Raw genomic sequence first — 26,378 nt, forward strand, 5'->3', positions numbered from 1 at the left:
CTCACACCTCCGTTCCTGTGCGCTCGTCCACGCCGGCACGCCGCCGGTAGGCCCGCACCAGCTCGGGCAGCGCGGGCCCGCGCGGCCTGCGCCCCGGCCTGATGTCGGCCGACAGGGCCTTGACCTCCTGGATGTGGGAGTTCGGGTCCAGCGAGATCGCCGCCAGCTCGTTGGCGGCATCGCCCGTGGCCAGCCCGTTGGGGCCGTAGTGGAACGGCAGCCCGATCTGGTGCAGCACCCGCCCGTCCAGACGCAGCGACGGGATCCGGTCGGTGACCATTACCCTGGCCTCGATGGCGTTGCGCGCGGTGATGATCGTCGCCCAGTCGCCGTGCACGAGCCCGCGTTCGGCGGCCAGCGCGGGCGAGACCTCGCAGAACATCTCCGGCTGCAGCTCGGCCAGGTACGGTGTGTGCCTGCTCATCCCGCCGGCCGTGAAGTGCTCGGTCAGCCGGTAGGTCGTCACCGCGTACGGGTAGACCGACGCCCCCGGCTCGTCGCCGCTCGGCTGATACAGGTTGTGCTCGTGCGCGTAGAGCTTGCGCGCCGGGTTGCGCTGCTGCCCGTACAGCGGGTTGGCCACCGGCGAGTCCTGCGGCTCGTAGTGCGTGGGCAGCGGCCCGTCCACCACGCCCGAGGGCGCGAACAGCCAGCCCTTGCCGTCGGCCTGCATGATGAACGGATCGGTCCCCGACAGCGCCGCCGTGCCCGTCGCGTCGGGCGGCGGCCGGTAGGAGGGGCTCTTTCCCGCCTCGAAGTCGGGCACGTCGTAGCCGGTCCACACGCCCTTGCCGGCGTCCCACCAGACGAGCTTCTTGCGCTCGCTCCACGGGCTGCCGTCCGGCCTGGCCGAGGCCCTGTTGTAGAGCAGGCGCCGGTTCTCCGGCCACGCCCACCCCCACTCGGCGGCGATCCAGTCCTGCTCCGAGGCCGGTTTGCGGCGGGCGGCCCCATTGACGCCGTCCGCGTACACGCCGCAGTAGATCCAGCAGCCGCACACGGTCGAGCCGTCGTCCTTCAGCTCGCCCGCGCCGGACAGCGGCCCGTGCTCGTCCCAGCCGTTGATCTCGGCCAGCACCGCCTCGGACGACGGCTCGGCCAGCTCGCCCTCGACCGGGTAGTCCCACGTCAGCTCCAGCACCGGCGCGTCCATCGGGTCCCGCGAGCCCGCCAGCTTCTCCCGGATGATCCGGCCCAGGTGGTACATGAACCACAGGTCGCTGCGGGCGTCCCCGGCGGGCTCGACGGCCTGGTGGTGCCACTGCAGCAGCCGGTTGGTGTTGGTGAAGCTGCCGCTCTTCTCGGTGTGGCAGGCCGCGGGCAGGAAGAACACCTCGGTGGCGATGCCGGCGGTGCTCAGCTCGCCGGTCTCGATCTCCGGGCCGTCCTTCCACCAGGTGGCGCTCTCGATCAGGTTGAGGTCGCGTACCACCAGCCAGTCGAGCGCGGCCATGCCCAGCCGCTGCATCTTGGTGTTGGCCGAGCCGACCGCGGGGTTCTCCCCGAGCAGCAGGTAGCCCTTGCAGGTGCCGTCGAGCTGCGCCAGGACCGTGTCGTAGGTGCTGTGCGAGCCCGTCAGCCTGGGCAGGTAGCCGAAGCGGTAGTCGTTGTCCGCCCGCGCGGACTCGCCCCACCACGCCTTCAAAAGGCTCACCAGGTAGGCGGGCATGTGGGCCCAGCAGCCCTTGTTCGGCGCGTCGGCGTGCAGGAAGTCGCGCAGCCGCTCGTTCTCGTGCGCGTGCGGCATCGGGATGTAGCCGGGCAGCAGGTTGAACAGCGTCGGCACGTCGCTGGAGCCCTGGATGCTGGCGTGGCCGCGCAGCGCCTGGATGCCGCCGCCGGGCCGGCCGATGTTGCCCAGCAGCAACTGCAGGATGCTCGCCGCCCTGATGAACTGCGAGCCGTCGCTGTGCTGCGTCCAGCCCACCGCGTAGACGAACTCGGCCGTCTTGTCCGGCCCGGAGTTCTCCGTCAGATGCCGGCACACCTGCTCGAACAGGCGCCTGGGCACCCCGCACACCCGCTCGACCATCTCGGGCGTGTAGCGGGCGAAGTGGCGGCGCAGCACCTGCATCACGCAGCGCGGATGGCGCAGCGTCTCGTCACGCTCGGGCGTGCCCTCCAGCGGCAGACCGGTGCCGCCGAGCACCTCCACGCGGCCCGGCGGCAGATGGCCGACCCGGCGCGCGTAGTCGACGTCACGGGCGCCCGACGCGGGGGCGATCCGCGCGCCCTCGTACTGCCAGCTCTCGTCGTCGTAGAGGCGGCTTTCCGGATCGAAGCCGGAGAACAGGCCGTCGAGGTCCTCGGCGTCGCGGTAGTCCTGCCTGAGGATGTCGGCCGCGTTGGTGTAGGCGACCACGTAGTCGTGGAAATACAGGTCGTTGTCCAGCACGTGGTTGATGATCGCGCCGAGGAAGGCCACGTCGGAGCCCGCCCTGATCGGCACGTGCAGGTCGGCCAGCGCGCTGGTACGCGTGAAGCGCGGATCGACGTGGATGATCACCGCGCCGCGCGCCTTGGCCTCCATCACCCACTGAAAGCCCACCGGATGCGCCTCCGCGAAGTTGGAGCCCTGGATGACCACGCAGTCGGAGTGCTGCAGATCCTGCAGGAACGTGGTCGCCCCGCCGCGCCCGAACGACGTGCCCAGCCCCACCACGCTCGAGCTGTGGCACACCCGGGCCTGGTTCTCTATCTGCACCACGCCGAGCGCCGTCAGCAGCTTCTTGATGAGGTAGTTCTCCTCGTTGTCCAGCGTCGCGCCGCCCAGGCTCGCGATGCCCAGCGTCCTGGCCACGCGCATGCCGTCCCGCTCCTGCTCCCACGTGTCGCGCCTGGTGGCGATGATCCGGTCGGCGATCATGTCCATGGCCGTGTCCAGGTCGATCTCCTGCCAGTCGGCCGCGCCAGGCGGCCGGTACAGGGCCCGGTCACAGCGGCCCGAGGCGGTGGTGAGCTGCAGGGTGGCCGCGCCCTTCGGGCACAGCCGGCCGCGGCTGATGGGGGAGTCGGGGTCGCCCTCGATCTGGACGACCTTTCCCTCGCGTACGTACACGTTCTGCGCGCAGCCCACCGCGCAGTACGGGCACACCGACTTGACCACGCGGTCCGCCTCGGCCGTACGGGCGCGCAGCCCCGCCGTCCTGGCCGACTTCACCGCCGAGCCCCGCCCGGAACGGTCACCGCCGGTCAGTTGCCGCAGCAGCGGCCACGCGAAATCCATGAAGCCCCCCGATGCCCCTGGTCGGCTACCTGCCCTGACCTGGCCGGGGGAAAACGCAGGTCAGAGGCGGGCCGCGGCCTCCCGCCAGGCCGCGCCGTCGCCGGACGGCTCGTAGCGGCGCAGCGGCTCGGAGGCGGCCACCAGCGAGCGCATCTCCTCCAGATCGGAGACCAGGCCCGCCGCGCGGGCCTGCACCAGCACGTTGCCGAACGTCGTCGCCTCCGCGGGACCCGCCACCACCGGCAGCTCGCACGCGTCGGCCGTGAGCCGGCACAGCAGCTCGTTCCGCGACCCGCCGCCCACCAGGTGCACGACCTCGACCTCGCGCCCCGACAACTCCATCGCCTGCCGCACCGCCAGCCGGTGACCGAGCGCCAGGCTCTCCAGCACGCACCGCGTGAACGCCGCGGGACTCGACGGCGGACGCTGCCCGGTGCGGCGGCACTCGGCCGCGATCCTGGCCGGCATGTCACCCGGCGGCAGGAACACGGGCTCGTCCGGGTTGACCACGGCGGCGAACGGCCGCTCGCCCGCCGCCGCCTTCAGCAGCTCGCGCAGGTCGGAGCCCGGCCAGGCGCGCAGGCACTCCTGCAGCAGCCACAGGCCCATGACGTTGCGCAGGTAGCGGACGGTGCCGTCGACGCCGGCCTCGTTGGTGAAGTTCGCGGCGCGGCTTTCCTGCGTCAGCACCGGGCCGGGCAGCTCGACGCCGGCCAGCGACCACGTGCCGCAGGAGATGTAGGCGAAGGCCGGGCCCGAGGCGGGCACGGCGGCCACGGCCGAGGCGGTGTCGTGCGAGGCCACCGCCCTGACGGGAGCCGACCAGCCGATCTCGGCGGCCACGTCGGGCCGCAGGCCGCCGGCGTCCTCGCCCGGCTGCCGCAGCGGCGGGAACAGCCCGGCGGGCAGGCCCAGCCGCTCGGCCAGCGGTAACGCCCACGCCCTCGTGCGCACGTCGAGCAGCCCGGTCGTCGAGGCGTTGGTCACCTCGGCGCCCAGTTCGCCGGTCAGCCAGTAGCCGATCAGGTCGGGGATCAGCAGCATGGTCGCCGCCCCGTCGAGCCGGTCGGCCAGCAACTGGTAGAGCGTGTTGAAGGGCAGCACCTGCAGGCCCGACGTCTCGTACAGCGCCGCCGCCCCGACCTGCGCGGCGACGTGCTCGGCCACCCCCTGGGTGCGGTCGTCGCGGTAGTGCACCGGATTGCCCAGCAGCGCGCCCGACTCGTCGAGCAGCCCGTAGTCGACCGCCCACGAGTCGACGCCGATCGAGGAGACCGGGCCCGCGGCCCGCAGACCGGCGAGGATCTCCCGGTACAGGCCCAGGATGTCCCAGTGCAGGCGGCCCGCCACACGCACGGGGCCGTTGGGGAAACGGTGCGCCTCGGTCAGCCGCAGCCCGCCGGACAGCTCCGCCAGCATCACCCGGCCGCTGGAGGCCCCGAGGTCGACGGCGGCGAAACGGGTCATTGGGTCGACTCCCTGGCGATGAGCTCCGGCTGGAACATGATGTGCTGGTGCGCGTGCGTCTCGGGGTTGTCGCACTCGTCCAGCAGCAGCTCGGTGGCGATGCGGCCGAGCTGGTAGGTGGGCTGGCGCATCGAGCTGAGCGACACGGTCGAGGCGGCGGCGAAGTCGATGTCGTCGTAGCCCATCAGCGCCACGTCCTCCGGCACGCGCACCCCGGCGCGCAGCAGCGCGCGCAGCACGCCGAGCGCGAGCAGGTCGTTGGCGCAGAAGACGGCCTCGGGCAGGCCCGCCGCGATGAGGTCGGCCGCGGCCTTCTCACCCGCGCGGGCGGTCATCGTGCTCGCCTCGGCGACCCGCAGGTCCTCGGGGTCGAGGCCGGCAGAGCGCATGGCCACCTTCGCGCCCTGCCTGCGTTCCACGCACTGCCTGATCGTCAGCGGGCCCGTGACGTAGGCGACGCTGGTCGCGCCCCTGGCCAGCAGGTGCGCCACCGCGGCCCGGCCGCCCGCGACGTCGTCCACGGCCACCGCGCACTGGTCGGGCCGGTGCGCGGGATGGTCGACGAGCACCACGCTGATGCCGTGCTCGCGCAGCCGCTCCAGCCGCGCGGGGTCCTCGCCGGACGGGGTGATCAGCACGCCGCGCACCCGGTGCTCGGCCAGCACCCGCAGGTTGCGGTCCTCCTTGTCCTGTGAGCCCGCCGAGTTGCCCAGGATGACCGCGTACCCCAGGTCGCTGGCCACGTCCTCGACCCCGGCCGCGACCTCGGTGAAGAACGGGTTGCCAATGTCGATCACGCTCAGGCCGATCGTCCTGCTGTGCCCGGCGCGCAGCGTCGAGGCGGAGCCGTGGCGGACGAACCCCAGTTCGTTGATGGCCGCCTCCACCCGCTCCCGCGTGGCGGGTGCGACTTTGCCTGGGCGGTTCAGTACGTTGGAGACCGTGCCTGGGGAGACGCCGGCGAGCGCGGCGACGTCCTTGATGCTGACCATGGCCATGAAGAGCAATTAAAACGTACTAATCACGAGTCCGCCAGTCGCGGCACCGGTCGGCACGCGTATTCCTACTCCCGCCATCGCCCAGATACTCACCTGGGAGTAAATCGTTCTACTCCTGCCCTCGGTCTTGAAGCCCCCAACCCCTTCGCCGACGCCCCAGGCTTGTGCCAGTTGGTAGGGGAACGTTTTAATCCCACGGGACAACGCTGACTGTGACCGCTACCTTCGAAAGGCAGACCTTCATGTCGGACGTCATCGCCTATGGCGGGGACTGGAACCCCGAGCAGTGGCCCGAGGAGACGTGGGAGCAGGACGTCGCGCTGATGCGCGAGGCCGGCGTCAACCGGGTCAGCGTCGGCATCTTCTCCTGGTCGCTGCTGGAGCCCGCCGAGGGCGTGTTCGACTTCGACTGGTTCGACCGGGTGATGGACCTGCTGGCCGCCAACGGCATCCTGGCCAACCTGTCCACCCCCACGGCCTCCCCGCCGCCGTGGTTCGGCGACGCCTACCCCGAGGCGCTCCCTGTGGACGCCGACGGGCGCAGGCTGCACCACGGCAGCCGGCAGGGCTTCTGCCCCAGTTCCCCGATCTACCGCGAGAAGGCGCTGCGCATCGCCGAGCAGGTCGCCACCCGCTACCGCGACCACCCGGCGCTGGCCATGTGGCACGTGCACAACGAGTACGGCTGCCACAACGCCCGCTGCTACTGCGACACCTCCGCCGCGGCCTTCCGCTCCTGGTTGCGCGCCCACTACTCCTGCCTGGAGGCGCTCAACGAGGCGTGGGGAACCGCGTTCTGGTCGCAGCGATACGGCGACTGGGCCCAGATCCTGCCGCCCAGGGCCACGCCCAGCTTCACCAACCCGGGCCAGCAGCTCGACTTCCGCAGGTTCAGCTCCGACGCGCTCGTCGAGCTCTACGTCGCCGAGCGCGACCTGCTCAAGAAGCTCACCCCCGACGTGCCCGCGACCACGAACCTGATGGCCGGCGCCCACTGGGACATGGACTGCTGGGCCTTCGCCGCCGAGCTGGACGTCGTCTCCACCGACCACTACCTGGTCGGCGCCCGCCCTGAGCCCCACATCGACCTGGCCTTCGCCGCCGACTACGCCCGTTCGCTGGCCGGCGGCCGCCCGTGGCTCCTGATGGAGCACTCGACCAGCGCCGTCAACTGGCAGCCGCGCAACCTGGCCAAACGGCCGGGCGAGCTGCGCCGCAACTCCCTGCAGCACCTGGCCAGGGGCGCCGACGGCATCATGTTCTTCCAGTGGCGGGCCTCCCGCGCCGGGGCCGAGAAGTGGCACTCGGCGATGGTGCCGCACGCGGGCACGAGCACCAAGATCTTCCGCGAGGTCGTCGCGCTCGGCGCCGAACTGGCCGGGCTCGCCGACGTGGTGGGCAGCACCGTCAGGGCCGACGTGGCGATCCTGCTCGACCACTCCAGCGTCTGGGCCCAGGACCACCCCGCCCAGCCGACCGCGGACCTGGACCCGGTGGAGGAGGCCAAGCGCTGGCACGCCGCGCTCTGGCGGGCCGGCCTCACCTGCGACCTCGCCCACCCCGAGGGCGACCTGAGCGGCTACCGCCTGCTCCTGGTGCCCGCGCTCTACCTGGTGAGCGACTCGGGGGCGGCGAACGTGGAGGAGTTCGCGCGCCGGGGCGGGGTCGTGCTCGTGGGGCCCTACAGCGGGATCGTGGACGAGCACGACCGGGTGCGCCTGGGCGGCTACCCCGGGGCGTGGCGGGACCTGCTCGGCGTGACCGTCGAGGAGTTCTTCCCGCTGGAGGGGACGATCGCGCTCGACTCGGGCGCGACGGGCGGCGTCTGGAGCGAGCTGGCGCGGACGACCGGCGCCAAGGTCCTGGACACCTACGCGACGGGCGAGCCCGCCTGGACCCGCAACGAGTTCGGCGACGGGGCCGCGCACTACCTGACGACCAGGCTGGAGGACGACGCCCTGGCCGAGGTCGTCGCCGCCGTCTGCGCGGAGGCGGGCGTGGAGCCGGTCGCCGAGGCGGCTCCCGGGGTGGAGGTGGTGCGGCGTTCGCACGCCGACGGGCGGTCCTACCTGTTCGCGATCAATCACACCGGCCAGGACGCCGTGGTGCGGCCGCCGGGCGGCGCGCCGGTCACGGTGCCGGCGGGAGACGTCCGGATCATCCATTAAAACGTGTCACCATCCCCACGCCGGGTCGCCGCCGTATCGGGGGTGGCTATCGCATTGACACTGAGCACCAGGAATCGTAGTTTCCTGGGCGAAGCATTAAAACGTTTTGAAGGGAGTGTGTCCGTGCAACGCGTCTGCTTCCTGCTCAAGGTCCGCCCAGACCGCCTGGAGGAGTACCGGGAACGCCATCGCGAGGTCTGGCCGGAGATGCGAGAGGCGCTGGCGCGCACCGGCTGGCACAACTACTCGCTCTTCCTCAGAGACGACGGCCTCCTCGTGGGCTACCTGGAGACCGACGACTTCGAGGCCGCCAAGAAGGCCATGGCCGAGACCGAGGTCAACGCCAGGTGGCAGGCCGAGATGGCGCCGTTCTTCGAGAGCCTCGACGGCCGCCCCGACGAGGGCATGCACCCGCTGGACGAAGTGTTCCACCTGGATTGATCGGGGAGTAATGACAGACATCAAGGCCGCGCTGCGGGCGCAGCACATCGAGACACCGTCCTGGGCCTACGGCAACAGCGGCACCCGGTTCAAGGTGTTCGCGCAGAAGGGGGTGCCGCGCGACCCGTACGAGAAGCTCGCCGACGCCGCCCAGGTGCACGCCCACACCGGCATCGCCCCCACGGTCGCCCTGCACATCCCGTGGGACAAGGTGGACGACTACGCCGACCTGGCCAGGCACGCCCGCGACCTGGGCGTGGGCATCGGGGCGATCAACTCCAACGTCTTCCAGGACGACGACTACATGCTCGGCAGCGTCACCCACCCCTCGGCGCGGGTGCGGCGCAAGGCGACCGGCCACCTGCTCGAATGCGTGGACATCATGGACGCCACCGGCTCCGACACGCTGAAGCTGTGGTTCTCCGACGGCATCAACTACCCGGGCCAGGACGACCTCAGAGCCCGCCAGGACCGCCTGGCCGAGTCGCTGGCCGAGGTCTACGACCGCCTCGGCGAGGGCCAGCGCTTCCTGCTGGAGTACAAGCTGTTCGAGCCCGCCTTCTACGCCACCGATGTGCCCGACTGGGGCACCGCCTACGCCCACTGCGTCAAGCTCGGCCCCAAGGCGCAGGTCGTCGTGGACACCGGCCACCACGCGCCGGGCACCAACATCGAGTTCATCGTGGCGTTCCTGCTGCGCGAGGGCAAACTCGGCGGGTTCGACTTCAACTCCCGCTTCTACGCCGACGACGACCTGATGGTGGGCGCGGCGGACCCGTTCCAGCTCTTTCGCATCATGTTCGAGGTGGTGCGCGGCGGCGGCCTGGAGGCGGAGACGGGCGTGGCGTTCATGCTCGACCAGTGCCACAACATTGAGCCGAAGATCCCGGGCCAGATCCGCTCGGTCATGAACGTCCAGGAGGCCACCGCCAAGGCGCTCCTGGTGGACCGGGAGGCCCTGGCCGCCGCCCAGTCCGAGGGCGACGTGCTCGGCGCCAACGCCGTGTTCATGGACGCCTACAACACCGACGTGCGGCCGCTGCTCGCCGAGTTGCGCGAGGAGTCGGGGCTGGCGCCCGACCCGATGGCCGCCTACGCCACGTCCGGATACTTCGAGAAGATCGCCGCCGAGCGTGTCGGCGGCAACCAGGCCGGCTGGGGGGCCTGACCGACCATGAGGGAACTACTGGAACGCTCGCACCGCCTGGGCGCCGACCCGCGCAACACCAACTACGCGGGCGGCAACACCTCGGCCAAGGGCAGCGCGCCCGACCCGGTCACCGGCCAGGACGTCGAACTGCTCTGGGTCAAGGGCTCGGGCGGCGACCTGGGCACCCTGAAGGAGTCCGGGCTGGCCGTGCTCCGCCTCGACCGGCTGCGCGCGCTCAAGGGCGTCTACCCGGGCGTGGAGCGCGAGGACGAGATGGTCGCCGCGTTCGACTACTGCCTGCACGGCAAGGGCGGGGCCGCGCCGTCGATCGACACGGCCATGCACGGCCTGGTCGAGGCCGCGCACGTCGACCACCTGCACCCCGACGCCGGCATCGCGATCGCCACCGCGGCCGACGGCGAGGAGCTGACCAGGCGCGTCTTCGGCGAGCGCGTGGTGTGGGTGCCGTGGCGCCGGCCCGGCTTCCAGCTCGGCCTCGACATCGCCGCCATCAAGGCCGCCAACCCGCGGGCCATCGGCTGCATCCTCGGCGGCCACGGCATCACCGCCTGGGGCGAGACGTCGCAGGAGTGCGAGGCCCGCTCGCTGGAGATCATCCGCACCGCGGAGGCGTACCTGGCCGAGCACGGCCGCCCGGACCCGTTCGGCGCGGTGATCCACCAGACGCTGCCGGAGGCCGAGCGGCACGCCCGCGCCGCCGCGCTGTTCCCGGTGGTGCGCGGCCTGGCCTCCACCGACAGGGCGCAGGTCGGCCACTACACCGACACGCCCGAGGTGCTGGACTTCGTCTCGCGCGCCGAGCACCCGCGCCTGGCCGCGCTGGGTACGTCCTGCCCCGACCACTTCCTGCGGACCAAGGTCGCGCCGCTGGTGCTTGACCTGCCGCCGGACGCGCCGCTGGAGCAGGCCGTCGAACGGCTGCGCGAGCTGCACGCCGCCTACCGCACCGGCTACACCGCCTACTACGACCGGCACGCGGGCCCCGACTCGCCGCCGATGCGCGGCGCCGATCCGGCGATCGTGCTGGTGCCGGGCGTCGGCATGTTCTCCTTCGGTAAGGACAAGCAGACCGCGCGCGTGGCGGGCGAGTTCTACCTCAACGCGATCAACGTCATGCGCGGCGCCGAGTCCGTCTCCGCCTACGCCCCCATTCCCGAGTCGGAGAAGTTCCGCATCGAGTACTGGGAGCTGGAGGAGGCCAAGCTCCGCCGCATGCCCAAGCCCAGGCCGCTGGCCACCCGCGTCGCGCTGGTCACCGGCGGCGGCTCGGGCATCGGCGCCGCGACGGCCCGCCGCCTGGCCGCGGAGGGCGCCTGTGTGGTGATCGCCGACCGCGACGTGGCCGCCGCGGAGAAGGTGGCCGCCGAGATCGGCGCCGGCGCGTACCGCACGTCCGACGTCGCCGTGGCGGTCGGGGTGGACGTCACCTCGGAGGAGCAGGTCGTCGCGGCGGTACGCGCGGCGGTGCTGGCGTTCGGCGGCGTGGACCTGGTCGTCAACAACGCCGGCCTGTCGTTGTCGCGCGCGCTGCTGGAGACCACTCTGGCCGACTGGGACCTGCAGCACGACGTCATGGCCAGGGGTTCGTTCCTGGTCTCCCGCGAGAGCGCCCGGGTGATGATCGACCAGGGCATGGGCGGCGACGTCGTCTACATCTCCTCCAAGAACGCCGTCTTCGCCGGCCCGAACAACGTCGCCTACGGCGCGGCCAAGGCCGATCAGGCGCACCAGGTGCGGCTGCTGGCGGCCGAGCTGGGCGCGCACGGCGTCCGCGTCAACGGCATCAACCCCGACGGCGTCGTGCGCGGCTCCGGAATCTTCGCCTCCGGCTGGGGGGCCAACCGCGCGGCCGTGTACGGGGTCGAGGAGGACAAACTCGGCGAGTTCTACGCGCAGCGGACCCTGCTCAAGCGCGAGGTCCTGCCCGAGCACGTGGCCTCGGCCGTCTTCGCGCTCACCGGAGGCGACCTCACTCACACGACCGGGCTGCACATCCCGGTGGACGCGGGCGTGGCAGCCGCATTCCTGCGCTGACACCGCACGCCGCCGCCGTGACCGCGCACCCCGTGGTCACGGCGGCTCGCTTTTCCGCACCCGCGATCGTGGACGTGCAACACGCCCAAGATCGCCCAAAGCGGGGCGAGCAGCGCTTTTCTCATAGGCTGATGAACGGTCCGGTTTTCGTCGCCTACCTGTCGCCGACTGGGGGAACACAGGTCTCATCATGTGGTGCCCGGGTTGCATGTTCATCCTCTGGAGTGCATTATCTTCACAGAAGCAAGTTCATAAGCAACTGTGCATGATTATGCAGGAGGGTTGAATGAGGGCAGCGATAGCGGGAGCGAGCGGCTACGCCGGAGGCGAGCTGCTCCGGCTTCTGCTCGGCCATCCCGAATTCGAGATCGGCGCGCTCACCGCGGCCTCCAGCGCCGGCAGCCGCCTCGGAGCCCATCAACCCCACCTGCCACGACTGGCCGACCGCGTCATCGAGGACACCACGGCCGAGGCCCTGGCCGGGCACGACGTGGTCTTCCTCGCCCTGCCCCACGGCCACTCGGCCGCCGTCGCCGCCGAACTCGGCCCTGAGACCGTCGTGGTCGACTGCGGTGCCGACCACCGCCTCGCCGACCCCGCCGCCTGGCAGGAGTTCTACGGCGGCGACCATGCAGGCACCTGGCCCTACGGCCTGCCCGAGCTGCCGGGACAGCGCGAGATCCTGGCCGGGGCCACCCGCATCGCGGTCCCCGGCTGCTACCCGACCTCCGTCCTGCTCGCCCTCGCGCCCGCCTTCGCCGCACGTCTGGCCGGCCCTGACGTGGTCGTGGTGGCCGCCAGCGGCACCAGCGGCGCCGGCAAGTCGCCCAAGTCTCATCTGCTCGGCAGCGAGGTCATGGGCTCGGTCGGCGCGTACGGCGTGGGCGGCGTCCACCGGCACACCCCGGAGATGGAGCAGGGCCTGTCGGCCGTCGCCAAGACCCCGGTGCGCGTCTCCTTCACCCCGACGCTGGCCCCCATGAGCCGCGGCATCCTCGCCACCTGCACCGCCCCCGCCGCGCCCGGCGTGACCAAGGAGTCGCTGCGGACGGCGTACGAGGTGGCGCTGAAGGACGAGCCGTTCGTCAACCTCCTGCCGGAGGGCGTCTGGCCGGCCACCGCCATGACCTACGGCGCCAACACCGCCGCCCTGCAGGTGACGCTCGACGAGCGCGCCGGCCGGGTCATCGCCGTCATCGCCATCGACAACCTCACCAAGGGCACGGCCGGAGGCGCCATCCAGAGCGTCAACCTCGCCCTCGGCCTGCCGGAAGAGCTCGGTCTCCCCCTGACAGGAGTCGCACCGTGAGACAGCGCAGCGAACGAACCAATGAGCCGACGAAGGAGCTCGCCGCATGAGCGTGACCGCACCTCTTGGGTTCAGGGCTGCGGGCGTCGCCGCAGGGATCAAGCAGGGCGGCGCCCGTGACCTGGCCGTCGTCGTCAACGACGGGCCGAGCCGCGCCGCCGCGGGCGTCTTCACCGCCAACCGCGTGAAGGCCGCCCCCGTGCTGTGGTCGCAGCAGGTCCTGGCGGGCGGACGCGTGCGGGCCGTGGTGCTCAACTCCGGCGGCGCCAACGCCTGCACGGGACCAGAAGGCTTCCAGGACACCCACGCCACCGCCGAGAAGGCGGCCGGGCTGCTGCTCGACTCGGCGGGCGAGATCGCGGTCTGCTCCACCGGCCTGATCGGCGAGCGGCTGCCGATGGAGGAGCTGCTGAACGGCGTCGAGACGGCCGCGGGGCAGCTCTCGCGCGACGGCGGCCTGGCCGCGGCCGACGCCATCCGCACCACCGACACCGTCTCCAAGATCTCCTTCCGCCGGGGCGAGGGCTACATGGTCGGCGGCATGGCCAAGGGCGCCGGCATGCTGGCCCCGGCGATGGCCACGATGCTCTGCGTGATCACCACCGACGCCGACCTGACCAGCGACGAGCTCGACGCCGTGCTGCGCGGTGCCACGGCCACGACGTTCGACCGGCTCGACGCCGACGGCTGCATGTCGACCAACGACACCGTGCTGCTGCTCGCCAGCGGCGCCTCCGGGGTCAAACCGGACCTGGCGGAGTTCGAGGAGAAGGTCACCGAGGTCTGCGCCGACCTGGCCAGGCAGCTCCTGGTGGACGCCGAGGGCGCCTCCAAGGCCATCGCCATCGAGGTCGTCGGCGCCGCCTCCGAGCGCGACGCCGTCACGGTCGGCCGCGCGGTCGCCCGTTCCAACCTGCTCAAGTGCGCCATCCACGGTGAAGACCCCAACTGGGGCCGCGTCCTGGCCGCCGTCGGCACCACCGACGCCGCCTTCGAGCCCGACCGGCTCAACGTGGCCATCAACAACATCTGGATCTGCAGGGCCGGCGCGGTCGGCGACGACCGCTCCAAGGTGGACATGCGCCCCAGAGACGTGACGATCACCGTCGACCTGTCGGCGGGCGCGGCCTCGGCCACCGTCCACACGACGGACCTGACGGCCGACTACGTCCACGAGAACTCGGCGTACTCCTCATGAGGCTCTCCACCGCGCAGGCCAAGGCCGAGTCCCTGATCGAGGCGCTGCCCTGGCTGACCCGCTTCCACGGCGCGACCGTCGTCATCAAGTACGGCGGCAACGCCATGATCGACGAGGCCCTCAAAGAGGGGTTCGCCGAGGACATCGTCTTCCTGCACCACGTGGGCCTGCGCCCGGTGGTCGTGCACGGCGGCGGCCCGCAGATCAGCAGCGCCCTCGACAGGCTGGGCATCGAGTCCACCTTCACCGCCGGGCTGCGGGTCACCACGCCCGAGGCCATGCAGGTCGTCAGGATGGTCCTGGTCGGCCAGGTCAACCGCGACATCGTGGGTCTGATGAACCGGCGCGGCCCGTTCGCCATCGGCATGTCGGGCGAGGACGCCCACCTGTTCACGGCCGTGCGCAAACAGGCGATCGTGGACGGCGAGCCCGTGGACATCGGCCAGGTCGGCGAGATCATCAAGGTCGACCCCGGCGCGGTGCGCGCCCTGATCGACGACGGCCGCATCCCCGTCATCTCCAGCGTCGCCAGGGGCGACGACGGCGAGATCTACAACGTCAACGCCGACACCGCCGCCGCCGCGCTGGCCGTGGCGCTCCAGGCGGAGAAACTGGTCGTGCTGACCGACGTCGAGGGCCTGTACGCCAACTGGCCCGACGACACCGACGTCATCGACAAACTCGACGCCGACGAACTGGCGGCGATGATGCCGTCGCTGTCGAGCGGCATGGTCCCCAAGATGGAGGCGTGCCTGACCGCGGTCCAGGGCGGTGTCCCGCAGGCCCACGTGCTCGACGGCCGCGTGTCCCACTCACTGCTGCTGGAAATCTTCACCAATGAGGGAATCGGAACGATGGTGATGCCCTGATGGACCTTCTGCACAGGTTCGAACAGGCCTTCATGCCCAACTACGGCCTCCCCCCGATCGCCCTGGCGCGAGGCGAGGGCAGCCGTGTCTGGGATGTGGACGGCAAGGAGTACCTCGACTTCATCGGCGGCATCGCGACCAGCTCGCTCGGTCACGCCCACCCCGCCCTGGTCGAAGCCGTCTGCAAGCAGGTCGCCACGATCGCCCACACCAGCAACCTGTTCATGCACGAGCCGGAGGTCCTGCTCGCCGAGCGGCTGCTGGCCCTGCTGAACGCCCCCGCCAGGGTCTTCTTCGCCAACTCCGGCACCGAGGCCAACGAGGCCGCCTACAAGCTGGCGCTCAAGTACGGCCGCCGCGAGGGCCGCTCCTACTTCGTCGCCGCCGAGAACGGCTTCCACGGCCGCACCATCGGCGCCCTGTCGCTGACCGGCAAGGCGGCCATCCGCGACCCGTTCGGCCCGTTCCCGGTGGATGTGCGCTTCGTCCCCTACGGCGACGCCGACGCGCTCAAGGAGGCCGTGACCGGCGACTGCATCGCGGTCTTCCTGGAGCCGACGCAGGGCGAGGCCGGCGTGGTGCCGCCGCCCGACGGCTACTTCGGGGCCGCCCGCGAGATCTGCGACTCGACCGGCGCGCTGCTGGTGGCCGACGAGATCCAGTCGGCCATCGGCCGCACGGGCCACTGGTTCGCCCACCAGGCCGACGGTGTCACCCCCGACATCCTGACCCTGGCCAAGGGGCTGGGCGGCGGGCTGCCGATCGGCGCGTGCGTCGGGTTCGGCGACGTCGGCAAGCTGTTCGACAAGGGCGATCACGGCTCGACGTTCGGCGGCAACCCGGTCGCCTGCGCCGCCGCGCTGGCCGTGCTCGGCAACGTCGACCTCGGCCACGTCAGGTCCGTCTCGGCGCGGCTGCGCGACGGGCTGCGCTCGATCGACCACCCGCTGCTCAAGGGTGTGCGCGGGCGCGGGTTGTGGCTGGCCACCGTGCTGCGCGAGCCGCGCGCGGCCGCGGTGCAGCGGGCCGCCGCGGAGGCCGGGTTCCTGGTCAACGCCCTGCAGCCGGACGCGGTACGGCTCGCGCCGCCGCTGGTCGTGACGGCCGGCGAGGTGGACGCGCTCGTGGCCGCGTACCCGGGGATCCTCACGGAGGCGAGCAAATGAACGGCGCGGACTCGGCGCGAATCCGGCATTTCCTTCGGGATGATGATTTGTCGCCTGCCGAGCAGGCGGAGGTCATCGAACTGGCCGCCGCCATGAAGAAGGACCGCTTCGGCTACCGTCCGTTCGAGGGCCCGCAGACCGTCGCGGTCCTGTTCGACAAGCCGTCCGCCCGCACCCGCGTCTCCTTTCATACCGGCATCGGCGAACTCGGCGGCCTGCCGCTGGTCGTCGACAACGTCTCGGCCCTGATGGGCCGAGGCGAGCCGCCCGCAGACCTGGCCAGGGTCCTCGACCGGCAGGTGGCGGCCATCGTGTGGCGGACCAGCGGCCAGGAGCTCATCGCCGAGATGGCCGCCCACTCGCGGGTGCCGGTCGTCAACGCGCTGACCGACGAGTTCCACCCCTGCCAGATCCTGGCCGACCTGCAGACCGTCCACGAGAGGCTGGGCAGGACCGCCGGCCTCACGCTCACCTACCTGGGCGACGGCGCCAACAACATGGCCCACTCCTACCTGATCGGCGGCGCCACGGCCGGCATGCACGTGCGCGTCGCGGCCCCGCCCACCTACCAGCCCGACGCGGTCATCCTCGATCAGGCCGCCGCCATCGCCGCCAGGACCGGCGGCTCGGTGGTCGCGCTGTCCGACCCGGTCGCCGCCGCCACGGGCGCGCACGTGATCGCCACCGACACCTGGGTGTCGATGGGCCAGGACGGCAAGGACGAGCGGGTGGCCGCGCTCAAGCCGTACCAGGTCAACGACGAACTGCTCCAGCACGCCGCGCGGGACGCGATCGTGCTGCACTGCCTGCCCGCCTACCGAGGCTACGAGATCACCGCCGAGGTGCTCGACGGCCCCCGCAGCGTCGTGTGGGACCAGGCGGAGAACCGGCTGCACGCGCAGAAGGCCCTGCTGCACTGGCTGGTGTCCCACTGATGATCCCGATGACCAAGGCCGCTCGGCAGGCGAAGATCACCGATCTGCTGCAGCGTCAGGCCGTGCGCTCCCAACCGGAGCTGGCCAAGCTGCTCGCCGAGAGCGGTGTCGAGGTCACCCAGGCCACGCTCTCGCGTGACCTCGACGAGCTCGGCGCGCTGAAACTGCGCGCCGAGGACGGCTCGCTCGTGTACGCCCTGCCTGGCGAAGGTGGCGGGCGCATCCCGCTGGCCCGGCTCGGCACCGGCGAGTCACCCGCCGCGCGACTGCGCCGCATCGCGGAGGAACTGCTGGTCGGAGCCGAGGCATCGGCCAATCTGGTCATCGTGCGCACCCCGCCGGGCGCCGCCCAGTTCCTCGCCTCGGCCATCGACCACGCCGACTGGGAGTCGATCCTCGGCACCGTGGCGGGCGATGACACGATCCTGGTCATCGGCCGCGACCCGGCGGGCGGGGCCGCCGTCGCCGACGCGCTGCTGAAGGTCGCCGACCGGCGGAGCTGACCACCGACAACGCACTGGAGTTAGCAACATGTCCGACAAAGTCGTTCTCGCCTACTCAGGAGGTCTTGACACCTCGGTCGCCATTCCGTACCTCGCAGAGAAGATGGACGCCGAGGTCGTCTGCGTCGCCCTCGACCTCGGGCAGGGCGGCGAGGACATGGAGGTCATCCGGAAGCGGGCCATGGACTGCGGCGCCGTCGAGTCGATCGTGGTGGACGCCAAAGAGGAGTTCGCCGCCGACTTCTGCGTGCCCGCCCTCCAGGCCAACGCCCTCTACATGGACCGCTACCCGCTGGTGTCGTCCCTGTCGCGCCCGCTCATCGTCAAACACCTGGTGTCGGCGGCCAGGCGGTTCGGCGGCACGATCGTCTCCCACGGCTGCACAGGCAAGGGCAACGACCAGGTCCGCTTCGAGGCCGGCCTGGCCGCCCTGGCCCCCGACCTGCAGGTGATCGCGCCCGCCCGCGACTTCGCCTGGACGCGCGACAAGGCCATCGAGTACGCAGAAGCCAAGGGCCTGCCCATCGAGACGTCGAAGAAGAACCCGTTCTCCATCGACCAGAACCTGTGGGGCCGCGCCGTCGAGACCGGCTTCCTGGAGGACATCTGGAACGGCCCCACCGAGGAGGTCTACTCCTACACCGCCGACCCGGCCCAGCCGCGCCCGGCCGACGAGGTCGTGATCGCCTTCGAGGAAGGCGTGCCGGTCAGGATCGACGGGCGGGCGCTGACGCCGTTCCAGATCGTGGACGAGCTCAACAGGCGAGCCGGCGCCCAGGGCGTCGGCCGCATCGACATGGTCGAGGACCGCCTGGTCGGCATCAAGTCACGCGAGGTGTACGAGGCGCCGGGCGCGATCGCGCTCATCGCCGCCCACATGGAGCTGGAGAACGTCACCGTCGAGCGCGACCTGGCCCGCTTCAAGCGCGGCGTGGACCAGCGCTGGAGCGAACTCGTCTACGACGGCCTGTGGTTCTCGCCGCTGAAGAGCGCCCTCGACGCGCTCATCGCCGAAGCTCAGAAGCACGTCTCGGGCGAGGTCCGCATGACCCTGCACGGCGGCAGGGCCACCGTCACGGGCCGCCGCTCCGAGAAGTCCCTGTACGATTTCTCGCTGGCCACCTACGACACCGGCGACACCTTCGACCAGTCGCTGGCCAAGGGCTTCGTCCAGCTCTTCTCGCTTCCTGCCAAGATCGCAGCGGGCCGGGACGCCAAGAGAGCCTGAATGCACTATGGTCGCGCCGGGGCGCAGCAGCGCCGGGCGAGAGAACGAGGAACGATGCCGAACAGTCCAGAAGCGGACGCTTTCGCCGAAGAGGTCACGAAGGAGATGACGGTGAGTGATGGCAAGCCGATGCGGCTGTGGGGCGGGCGTTTCGAAGCAGGCCCGTCCGACGCGCTGACCCGGCTGTCGGTGAGCGTGCACTTCGACTGGCGGCTGGTGCCCTACGACCTGGCCGCCTCCAGGGCGCACGCCAGGGTGCTGCACAGGGCGGGGCTGCTGAGCGAGGAGGAGCTCGAGCGCATGATCGGCGCGCTCGACGACCTGGAGCAGGCCTGCAAGGCGGGCGAGTTCCGGCCGACGGTCGCCGACGAGGACGTGCACACCGCGCTGGAACGCGGCCTGCTTGAGCGGCTCGGCTCGCTCGGCGGCAAACTCAGGGCCGGACGCAGCCGCAACGACCAGATCGCCACCGACCTGCGCCTCTACCTGCGCGACCACGCCCGCACGATCGCCTCCCGGCTGGTCGAGCTGGAGACCGCGCTGATGGCCCAGGCCGAGGAGCACGCCGAGACCGCCGCGCCCGGCATGACGCACCTGCAGCACGCGCAGCCGGTCTCGTTCGGCCACCAGCTCCTGGCCCACGTGCACGCCTTCGCCCGCGACATCGACCGGCTCACCGACTGGGACAAGCGCGCCGCGATCTCCCCGCTCGGCGCCGGCGCCCTCGCGGGCTCCTCGCTGCCGCTCGACCCGCAGGCCGTGGCCGAGGAGCTGGGCTTCTCCGCCGCCGCCCCCAACTCCATGGACGCCGTCGCCGACCGCGACTTCGCCGCCGAGTTCCTCTTCGACGCCGCCATGATCGGCGTGCACCTGTCGCGGCTCGGCGAGGAGATCGTCCTGTGGGCCTCGCAGGAGTTCCGCTGGATCGAGATGGACGACGCCTACTCCACCGGCTCGTCGATCATGCCGCAGAAGAAGAACCCCGACGTGGCCGAGCTGGCCCGCGGCAAGTCCGGCAGGCTCATCGGCAACCTCATGTCGCTGCTCACCACCCTCAAGGGCCTGCCGCTGACCTACAACCGCGACCTGCAGGAGGACAAGGAGCCGGTGTTCGACGCGGTCGACACACTGCTGCTCGTCCTGCCCGCGACGGCGGGGCTGGTGGCGACCATGCGGGTCAACACCGCCCGTCTCGAAGCCTCCGCGCCCGACGGGTTCGCCCTGGCCACCGACCTGGCCGAGCTGCTCGTGCGCCGCGGCGTGCCCTTCCGCGAGGCCCACGAGGCCGTCGGCCACCTCGTGGTGTGGTGCCAGGTCAACGACAAGGACCTCGGCGAGCTGACCGACGACGAACTCGTCAAGGTGTCGTCCCACCTGACACCCGACGTGCGCGACGTGCTCAACGTGCCAGGAGCCCTGGCCGCGCGCAAGGCCCACGGCGGCACCGCGCCCGACCGCGTCCGCGACCAGCTCGTCACGCTGCGGGAGGCCGTCGACGCGCAGGCGGCATGGGCGGCGGGAAGCTGAGCTCCGCAGCGCTGCCGCGGAGTTTCTTCGACCGGCCGTCCCACGAGGTCGCGCCCGACCTGCTCGGGCGCGTGCTCGTCCACGGCTCTGTCGCCGTGCGCCTGACCGAGGTCGAGGCGTACGGCGGCCCGGGCGAGGACCCTGCCGCCCACACCTACCGAGGCAAGACGCCCCGCAACGCCGTCATGTTCGGCCCGCCTGGCCACCTGTACGTGTACTTCACCTACGGCATGCACTTCTGCGCCAACCTGGTGTGCCTGCCCGACGGCCACGGCTCGGCCGTGCTGCTGCGGGCAGGCGAGGTGGTGGACGGCGTGGACGAGGCCCGCACCCGGCGCTCATCGGCCGGCAACATCCGGGAGCGCGACCTGGCACGCGGCCCCGCCAGGCTCGCCGTCGCCCTCGGCCTGCTCCGCGAGCACAACGGCCTGGACGCCATCCGGGACGGATCAGCCGCAGGACGCCCCCGGCAGTCGGCCACCATGCTCGAAGGCAGCCCCGCCGACCCGTCCGCGATCAGGTCGGGCCCGCGCACCGGCATCTCCACGGCCAAGGACACACCGTGGCGGTTCTGGATCGACGGCGACCCGACCGTGTCGCCGTACCGCGCTCACGTGCCCCGCCGCCGCAGCGCCGCAGCCACCTCCGTCGGGGAGGTGCCCAGCTCATGAGGGCTGAAGATGTGCAGGTAGTCACCGGTGTCGATCTCCAGCATCTCGCTGCGCAGCCCCCACCGCCTGCGGATCTCCACCTTGACGTCCCAGATCGCCTCCCACGGCACATGCCGTCGGCCCGCGAACCCCTGCACCACCGTGATGCCGCTCTCGTCGGCCGACAGCCGTACGGGGGCGATCACGTCCCGCAGGCCCATCGCGCCGAGCAGCACGGCCGCGGGGACGGCCAGGATCACGCCGCGCACATCGTCTGCAACCCACCAGTAAGCGGCGAGTCCGGCACACGCCACAGCCCCTAAGATCTTGAAAACGGCCAGCTCGCGACGGACCCTCCACATGGAGACAGAGCGTATCCAAGTGGCGGTCAACCCGCGCGATCGGGCACGCTGTAACCACTTAACCCGTGCAACGTCTACATGGAAAGCCGGCACCGTGACCGACATTCTCGACGACCTCGCGTGGCGAGGCCTGATCGCTCAGTCCACCGACCTCGACGCCCTGCGCGCGTCCATGGCCAAGGGACCGATCACGGTCTATTCCGGTTTCGACCCCACCGCTGCCTCGCTGCACGTCGGCCACTTCGTGCCGCTGCTCACGCTGCGCCGCCTGCAGCTGGCGGGGCACCGCCCGATCGGCCTGGTCGGCGGCGCCACCGGCCTGATCGGCGACCCGAGCGGCCGCAACACCGAGCGCTCGCTCAACGCCACCGAGGTCGTCGCCGACTGGGTCGAGCGGCTGCGCGGCCAGGTCGGCCGCTTCCTCGACTTCGACGCCCCGTCGAACCCCGCCCGCATGGTCAGCAACCTCGAATGGACCGGCGAGCTGAGCGCCATCGACTTCCTGCGCGACATCGGCAAGCACTTCCCGGTCAACCGCATGCTCGCCCGCGAGGCGGTCTCCGCCCGCCTGCAGGGCGAAGGGCTCAGCTACACCGAGTTCAGCTACCAGATCCTGCAGGCCAACGACTACCTCGAACTGTTCCGCCGCTACGACTGCACCCTGCAGATCGGCGGCAGCGACCAGTGGGGCAACATCACCGCCGGCGCCGACCTGATCCGCCGCGTCGAGGGCGGGCACGTCCACGCCATGACGCTGCCGCTGATCACCAAATCCGACGGCACCAAGTTCGGCAAGACCGCGGGCGGCGCCCTCTGGCTCGACCCGGAGATGACCTCGCCGTACGCCTTCTACCAGTACTTCCTCAACTCCGACGACCGCGACGTGATCCACTACCTCAAGGTGTTCACGTTCAGGACCCGCGAGGAGATCGAGACGCTGGAGAAGGCCGTCGCGGAACGCCCCTTCGCCCGCGAGGCGCAGCGCACGCTGGCCGAGGACCTCACCGAGCTGCTGCACGGCAAGCAGGAGCTGGACGCCGTGGTCGCCGCCTCCAAGGCGCTGTTCGGGCAGGGCACGCTGGACGACCTGCCGGCCTCCACGCTCAAGGCCGCCCTGGCCGAGGTGCCCAAGGCCACCGTGCCCGCCCTCGGGACGCCCTTCGTCGACCTCCTGGCCGACAGCGGCCTGGTCGAGTCGAAGTCGGCCGCGCGGCGGGCGGTCAAGGAGGGCGGGGCGTACCTGAACAACATCAAGATCACGGATGAGGGGTACGTGCCGGGGGCCGACGATCTGCTGCACGGGCGGTTCATGGTGCTGAGGCGCGGCAAGAAGTCGATCGGCGGGGTCGAGGTCGGCTGACCCGTTTCGTCAGAGGGCCCTTCCTGGCGGGGAAGGGCCCTCACTCTTTCTCGCCTGGCCTGCGGCCTCCCGGAGACCTTGGACACCCGCGCCGCCGGCTCCGTGAGGTAGGGCTGTTTCCTGGGGTGGCGGCTATTTCTTGACGAACAGCGCGACCGTCAGGCCGGGCAGGTCGCCGGAGTGCTTGGCCAGGCTCAGTTCGTACCCGGCCCGCTCGACCTCCCCGACCCGCGGGACCCCGTCGCCTTCCAACCCGGACTTCTTGGTCCCGCGCCAGACCACCCAGACCCGCTCGCGTCCCTTGAGCGCGGCAGCGACGTCAGACCGTTCCGGGTAGCCGAAGCCGTCGGGGTCCGGGTCGTCGCCGGTCTTGAGCACGTCGACGGGCATCAGCGAGTCGGCGTAGTAGTCGAATCCCGTGCGGACCTGGCTCTGGCCGTAGACGATCGCGTCGTCGGGCTCGGCCTTGACGACACGCAACGCCCAGGGGATGTTCTCGAAACGGCCGTTCTCCTCGCGTACGTCCACATGCTCCTGGAACGACAGCGCGCAGCCGGCCAGCAGGACCACGACGGCCGCCACGACGTGGAAACGGGGGAGCGCCGCCACGGCCAGCCCCGCCAGGAGCGCCAGAGCGGGGGCGGTCACGAACAGGTAGCGGTCGACGTACACCGGAGTCACGAGCTGGGAGACCGCGAGCAGCAGGATCGGGGGCAGGATCAGCCACCCGGCCAGCGCGATCGTCCACTCCCTGTCCGATCGTCTCAGCCACAACAGCACCACGCCCGCCACCGCCATCGCCAACAGCAGCACCCCCAGCCCCGTGGCTCCCGCCGCCATCTTGGGGAACTTCAGCCACACCTCCGGCCCCCGCTGCGGGATCCAGCTGATCGCGTGCCGCTCGCCGAACCCGACCAGCCCCAGCACCAGCGCGGGCACAGAGCCGACCGCGAGCGCCGCGAACATGCGGACCAGCACGTCCCTGCGCACCAGCGCCAGATGGGCGGGCAGCACGAGCACCGCGAACAGGTGCGTCGAGCACACCAGCGCCACCGCCACCCCGTAGACCACCCACCGCCTGGTGACCGAGTGCTCCAACGCCCGGTGCAGCGCCCAGAAGGAGAACACCACCGCGGCGGCGGCGAAAGCGTACGACCTGGCGAAAGCGCCGTAGTGGGACACCGAGGGCAGGATCGCGAACACGGCCGCGGCGATCACTCCGGCGCGGACGCTGTGCAGCCGCCGGCCCAGATCGACCAGGAACCAGGCCGCGACCCCGATCGCCACGGCCGACGGCAGCCGCAACCACAACTCCGCCGAACCCGCCATCGACCAGAAGTGCATGAAGAGGTAGTAGGGCAGGAAATGGCCGTCGATGTGCCGGGCCAGCTCCCACATGCCGGGCAGCGATCGGGCGGCCGCGCTGATCGTGGCCAGTTCGTCGCCGTTCAGGGTGGCCGAGCCCGTGCCCGAGAAGGCCGCCCCACCGGCCAACAGCGACATCCACCATGGGGTGAATGTGCGCTTGCGCTGGGCGGGCCGGGCCGGGGGTGCGAGAGTGGCGGCAGTGGTCACCGGGGCAGGATACGCGCCATAAGGTCGGGTGTATGGCCAACGTGATCGTGTTCGACCTTTATGGCGTGATTGCGCGTACGCAATCTGCTGAAGCACGCGAGCGGATCGTCGAACTGGCCGGAGTGCCCGAGGAGCGGTTCTGGGAGGCGTACTGGGCTTGCCGGCCCGCCTACGACGCCGGCCAGGACGGGGCCTCCTACTGGCAGGCGGTGGCCGGGCGGCTGGGAGTCTCGTTCGCCGACGCCGGGGCGTTGCTGGCGGCGGACCTCGACAGCTGGTGCCGGGTGGACGACTCCATGGTGGAAGTCGTGCACGAGCTGGCGGATCAGGGGGTTCGGCTGGGGCTGCTGTCGAACATCGTCGCGGAACTGGTGCCGGTGTGGGAGTCGCGGCACTCGGAGTGGCTGGGGCGATTCGCGGCATTGACGTACTCGTGCCGGATCGGGGTGGTCAAGCCGGAGCGGCGGGCGTACGAGATCTGCGCCGAGATGATCAGGGCGGCGCCCGGCGAGATTCTGTTCTTCGACGACAACGAGGTGAATGTCATCGCTGCTCGGGAGGCGGGGATGGCGGCGGAGGTGTTCGTTTCGGCGGAACAGGTGCGGGCGTTGGCGAAGGGGTGAGGGCTGGGCGACTGACTTCGCCTATCACCTGCCTTCAACCTGAAGCATCACCTCCGCCCGTCCTCCGCCCGGCTGATCGCCGGGCGCCGCACCGCGACCCTCTGTCGGCCTTTACCGAACCATGGCCCGCCCCAAACCGCCCGTCCTGCGCTCACCTCCTTGCCTGTCGGTCAACCGTTTGTCCGCCGACCGTCTGTCCGGCCGGCGGTCCGCCCCATCTGGCCGCCGCTCGCCCGCTCGCCCGCTCGCCCGCTCGCCCGTCCGCCTCTGCCCACCTGCTCATCTTCTGCCCGGCCATCCACTCGGGCTACTCCGCCCGCCCACTTGGCCGCCCGCCCGTACGCAGGTCAGTCCTTCCGCTGCCTGTCCTTTTGTTGCTTGCCCGCCTGATGCTTCCTGAGTCCTTACCTTCCGCTCGTCCGGTCAGCCGGCTCGCCTTTCCGACCGCTGGTCAGTCCGTCCGACCAGTCGGCCGCCCACTCATTCCTCCGACACCCGACTGTTCACCGGCACCGCCTGTCCGCTTGTCTGACCGCCAGGCGCTCGCCTGTACCGGCTCGTGGGCTGACTCGCGTCGGACCGATCCGGGACTTGGTTCCCCTGAGCCAGAGCACATCCACGGCGAGGCAACCTGGGCCCACAACCCCGTCCACCCGACCCATCGCACCCAAACTGCTCGCCCACGTGCCCCGATACGGAGCATGTGTCGGCTTCATAACGATCACTAGGCGCCTGTCAAGCCGTGTAAATCGGGCATCGAAGCCCCCGGCCCTCAGATCTTCACCCCACCCATCAAAAGACCTCCCCGCGTTCTCCACCGCGTCCCGCGATGCTCGATTTCTCTGCCTACACCGCTTCTGACTGGGGAATATGTGTCGCGCAGAGTGCGCCGAACCTGCGGAAGGTCAGACGATGGCGGCCGCGCCGACGCACTCGTAATGCCAAGCCGAGGTGCTGGGCGGCAGGACATGGCGCGAAGCTGCTGGGCGAGGCGATTTGACGTGTCGCGGATCGCGACCTAATCTTTCACTTCGCCCCGGGAGTGAGCCGGACGCCGGTCAGGCGGACGGGCCCCCAGGGCAAGCCCCTTGAATTGACGAGCCACTCGGCGCAACTGCTTCGGCATGCTTACGCACGAGGTCGTCTGCGGGCGCGTTCGATGCCACCGGAAAATCGGTTGATTCGACACGCCTCGGGTGACACGGTAAGTTACGAGGGTTGCCCCAGATCCGGGGCGCACTATCTTAGATAGTTCGACCGATTCACGGCAAGCCTACGGGTTTGACAAAGAATCGGAAGACTCTTTAAGATGAATGAGACGTAAACAGCGCCTCTGAGGCGAGACTGAAGGGTCTCGGTGAAGATGTTCGCGTCCGTTTCTTGAGAACTCAACAGTGTGCTAAAAGCCAGTGCATGATTTACATGTAAAACCCTGTCATTCATTTGACGGATTGCTTGGACAGCTTTTCCAAAAAGCATTGTTTGGAGAGTTTGATCCTGGCTCAGGACGAACGCTGGCGGCGTGCTTAACACATGCAAGTCGAGCGGAAAGGCCCTTCGGGGTACTC

The 26,378-nt window shown here is 70.7% G+C and carries 20 protein-coding genes and 1 rRNA gene; 16 read left to right on the top strand and 5 right to left on the bottom strand.

Translation table 11 applies throughout. The features are described from left to right. Position 1: 1 nt before the first annotated feature. Genes fdh through ACFOY2_RS20300 form a run of 3 tightly spaced genes read right to left on the bottom strand, consistent with a single transcriptional unit; the run spans position 2 to position 5,691 of the window. Positions 2-3,226 carry a formate dehydrogenase gene (fdh, locus tag ACFOY2_RS20290; protein WP_379529612.1) on the bottom strand — a complete coding sequence of 1,075 codons (3,225 nt, stop codon included), beginning with the start codon at positions 3,224-3,226 and terminating at the stop codon, positions 2-4. A 60-nt stretch (positions 3,227-3,286) separates the two neighbouring features. Next, positions 3,287-4,693 (bottom strand): rhamnulokinase, encoded by a 1,407-nt coding sequence (locus ACFOY2_RS20295; RefSeq protein ID WP_379529613.1) that lies wholly within the window; start codon positions 4,691-4,693, stop codon positions 3,287-3,289. Next, complete coding sequence (locus ACFOY2_RS20300) at positions 4,690-5,691, bottom strand: LacI family DNA-binding transcriptional regulator (protein WP_379529614.1); 1,002 nt, start codon at positions 5,689-5,691, stop codon at positions 4,690-4,692. Before ACFOY2_RS20300 ends, ACFOY2_RS20295 begins: the two co-directional genes overlap by 4 nt. A 242-nt stretch (positions 5,692-5,933) precedes the next feature. On the opposite strand from ACFOY2_RS20300, the gene ACFOY2_RS20305 reads away from it, so the two are divergent. The 13 genes from ACFOY2_RS20305 (at position 5,934) to ACFOY2_RS20365 (ending at position 20,911) form a co-directional block, all read left to right on the top strand. Further along, on the top strand, positions 5,934-7,859 hold the full coding sequence (locus tag ACFOY2_RS20305) for a beta-galactosidase (protein ID WP_379529615.1): 1,926 nt from the start codon (positions 5,934-5,936) through the stop codon (positions 7,857-7,859). Between the two features lie 123 nt (positions 7,860-7,982). Beyond that, entirely contained in the window at positions 7,983-8,300 is a 318-nt protein-coding gene (locus tag ACFOY2_RS20310) for an L-rhamnose mutarotase (protein WP_379529616.1), read from the top strand. Positions 8,301-8,310: 10 nt separating this feature from the next. Next, the gene (gene rhaI / locus ACFOY2_RS20315) at positions 8,311-9,468 is read left to right on the top strand and encodes an L-rhamnose isomerase (RefSeq protein ID WP_379529617.1); all 1,158 of its coding nucleotides are present in this window, start codon (positions 8,311-8,313) and stop codon (positions 9,466-9,468) included. A gap of 6 nt (positions 9,469-9,474) precedes the next feature. Beyond that, the gene (locus ACFOY2_RS20320) at positions 9,475-11,505 is read left to right on the top strand and encodes a bifunctional aldolase/short-chain dehydrogenase (protein WP_379529618.1); all 2,031 of its coding nucleotides are present in this window, start codon (positions 9,475-9,477) and stop codon (positions 11,503-11,505) included. Between the two features lie 286 nt (positions 11,506-11,791). Further along, on the top strand, positions 11,792-12,814 hold the full coding sequence (gene argC, locus ACFOY2_RS20325) for an N-acetyl-gamma-glutamyl-phosphate reductase (RefSeq protein ID WP_357816413.1): 1,023 nt from the start codon (positions 11,792-11,794) through the stop codon (positions 12,812-12,814). A 46-nt stretch (positions 12,815-12,860) separates the two neighbouring features. Beyond that, positions 12,861-14,012 carry a bifunctional glutamate N-acetyltransferase/amino-acid acetyltransferase ArgJ gene (gene argJ / locus ACFOY2_RS20330; protein ID WP_379529619.1) on the top strand — a complete coding sequence of 384 codons (1,152 nt, stop codon included), beginning with the start codon at positions 12,861-12,863 and terminating at the stop codon, positions 14,010-14,012. Next, the gene (gene argB, locus ACFOY2_RS20335; RefSeq protein WP_379529620.1) at positions 14,009-14,881 is read left to right on the top strand and encodes an acetylglutamate kinase; all 873 of its coding nucleotides are present in this window, start codon (positions 14,009-14,011) and stop codon (positions 14,879-14,881) included. The genes argJ and argB overlap by 4 nt, the downstream gene beginning before the upstream one ends. After that, positions 14,881-16,047: an acetylornithine transaminase gene (locus tag ACFOY2_RS20340; protein ID WP_379529621.1), complete on the top strand. Its 1,167-nt coding sequence runs from the start codon at positions 14,881-14,883 to the stop codon at positions 16,045-16,047. The genes argB and ACFOY2_RS20340 overlap by 1 nt, the downstream gene beginning before the upstream one ends. Beyond that, entirely contained in the window at positions 16,044-16,982 is a 939-nt protein-coding gene (argF, locus tag ACFOY2_RS20345) for an ornithine carbamoyltransferase (RefSeq protein WP_379529622.1), read from the top strand. The genes ACFOY2_RS20340 and argF overlap by 4 nt, the downstream gene beginning before the upstream one ends. Then, positions 16,982-17,485 carry an arginine repressor gene (locus ACFOY2_RS20350; protein ID WP_379529623.1) on the top strand — a complete coding sequence of 168 codons (504 nt, stop codon included), beginning with the start codon at positions 16,982-16,984 and terminating at the stop codon, positions 17,483-17,485. The genes argF and ACFOY2_RS20350 overlap by 1 nt, the downstream gene beginning before the upstream one ends. A 28-nt stretch (positions 17,486-17,513) precedes the next feature. After that, positions 17,514-18,713, top strand: coding sequence for an argininosuccinate synthase (locus tag ACFOY2_RS20355; RefSeq protein ID WP_379529624.1), 1,200 nt, complete (start codon positions 17,514-17,516; stop codon positions 18,711-18,713). Between the two features lie 105 nt (positions 18,714-18,818). Continuing rightward, positions 18,819-20,240, top strand: coding sequence for an argininosuccinate lyase (gene argH, locus ACFOY2_RS20360; RefSeq protein WP_379529635.1), 1,422 nt, complete (start codon positions 18,819-18,821; stop codon positions 20,238-20,240). Beyond that, positions 20,222-20,911, top strand: coding sequence for a DNA-3-methyladenine glycosylase (locus ACFOY2_RS20365; protein WP_379529625.1), 690 nt, complete (start codon positions 20,222-20,224; stop codon positions 20,909-20,911). The genes argH and ACFOY2_RS20365 overlap by 19 nt, the downstream gene beginning before the upstream one ends. Here ACFOY2_RS20365 and ACFOY2_RS20370 read toward each other — a convergent pair. Then, positions 20,851-21,159 carry a PH domain-containing protein gene (locus tag ACFOY2_RS20370; protein ID WP_379529626.1) on the bottom strand — a complete coding sequence of 103 codons (309 nt, stop codon included), beginning with the start codon at positions 21,157-21,159 and terminating at the stop codon, positions 20,851-20,853. The genes ACFOY2_RS20365 and ACFOY2_RS20370 overlap by 61 nt on opposite strands. 187 nt (positions 21,160-21,346) lie before the next feature. Between ACFOY2_RS20370 and tyrS the strand changes: the two genes are divergently transcribed. After that, the gene (gene tyrS / locus ACFOY2_RS20375; RefSeq protein WP_379529627.1) at positions 21,347-22,612 is read left to right on the top strand and encodes a tyrosine--tRNA ligase; all 1,266 of its coding nucleotides are present in this window, start codon (positions 21,347-21,349) and stop codon (positions 22,610-22,612) included. Between the two features lie 132 nt (positions 22,613-22,744). On the opposite strand, the gene ACFOY2_RS20380 is transcribed toward tyrS, so the two are convergent. Next, entirely contained in the window at positions 22,745-24,187 is a 1,443-nt protein-coding gene (locus tag ACFOY2_RS20380; RefSeq protein ID WP_379529628.1) for a glycosyltransferase family 39 protein, read from the bottom strand. 32 nt (positions 24,188-24,219) lie between these two features. On the opposite strand from ACFOY2_RS20380, the gene ACFOY2_RS20385 reads away from it, so the two are divergent. Both ACFOY2_RS20385 and ACFOY2_RS20390 read left to right on the top strand, forming a co-directional pair. Beyond that, positions 24,220-24,810, top strand: coding sequence for an HAD family hydrolase (locus ACFOY2_RS20385; RefSeq protein WP_379529629.1), 591 nt, complete (start codon positions 24,220-24,222; stop codon positions 24,808-24,810). Between the two features lie 1,479 nt (positions 24,811-26,289). Further along, positions 26,290-26,378: ribosomal RNA gene (locus tag ACFOY2_RS20390) — 16S ribosomal RNA — on the top strand; the annotation flags it as partial.

This window comes from Nonomuraea purpurea, assembly GCF_042650645.1.
Classification (GTDB): Bacteria; Actinomycetota; Actinomycetes; order Streptosporangiales; family Streptosporangiaceae; genus Nonomuraea; species Nonomuraea purpurea.

Bases quoted from the DNA above. Each gene is read 5' to 3' on its own strand.
- fdh (WP_379529612.1), bottom strand. From the start codon at position 3,226: ATGGATTTCGCGTGGCCGCTGCTGCGGCAACTGACCGGCGGTGACCGT.
- ACFOY2_RS20295 (WP_379529613.1), bottom strand. From the start codon at position 4,693: ATGACCCGTTTCGCCGCCGTCGACCTCGGGGCCTCCAGCGGCCGGGTG.
- ACFOY2_RS20300 (WP_379529614.1), bottom strand. From the start codon at position 5,691: ATGGCCATGGTCAGCATCAAGGACGTCGCCGCGCTCGCCGGCGTCTCC.
- ACFOY2_RS20305 (WP_379529615.1), top strand. From the start codon at position 5,934: ATGTCGGACGTCATCGCCTATGGCGGGGACTGGAACCCCGAGCAGTGG.
- rhaI (WP_379529617.1), top strand. From the start codon at position 8,311: ATGACAGACATCAAGGCCGCGCTGCGGGCGCAGCACATCGAGACACCG.
- ACFOY2_RS20320 (WP_379529618.1), top strand. From the start codon at position 9,475: ATGAGGGAACTACTGGAACGCTCGCACCGCCTGGGCGCCGACCCGCGC.
- argC (WP_357816413.1), top strand. From the start codon at position 11,792: ATGAGGGCAGCGATAGCGGGAGCGAGCGGCTACGCCGGAGGCGAGCTG.
- argJ (WP_379529619.1), top strand. From the start codon at position 12,861: ATGAGCGTGACCGCACCTCTTGGGTTCAGGGCTGCGGGCGTCGCCGCA.
- argB (WP_379529620.1), top strand. From the start codon at position 14,009: ATGAGGCTCTCCACCGCGCAGGCCAAGGCCGAGTCCCTGATCGAGGCG.
- ACFOY2_RS20340 (WP_379529621.1), top strand. From the start codon at position 14,881: ATGGACCTTCTGCACAGGTTCGAACAGGCCTTCATGCCCAACTACGGC.
- argF (WP_379529622.1), top strand. From the start codon at position 16,044: ATGAACGGCGCGGACTCGGCGCGAATCCGGCATTTCCTTCGGGATGAT.
- ACFOY2_RS20350 (WP_379529623.1), top strand. From the start codon at position 16,982: ATGATCCCGATGACCAAGGCCGCTCGGCAGGCGAAGATCACCGATCTG.
- ACFOY2_RS20355 (WP_379529624.1), top strand. From the start codon at position 17,514: ATGTCCGACAAAGTCGTTCTCGCCTACTCAGGAGGTCTTGACACCTCG.
- argH (WP_379529635.1), top strand. From the start codon at position 18,819: ATGACGGTGAGTGATGGCAAGCCGATGCGGCTGTGGGGCGGGCGTTTC.
- ACFOY2_RS20365 (WP_379529625.1), top strand. From the start codon at position 20,222: ATGGGCGGCGGGAAGCTGAGCTCCGCAGCGCTGCCGCGGAGTTTCTTC.
- ACFOY2_RS20385 (WP_379529629.1), top strand. From the start codon at position 24,220: ATGGCCAACGTGATCGTGTTCGACCTTTATGGCGTGATTGCGCGTACG.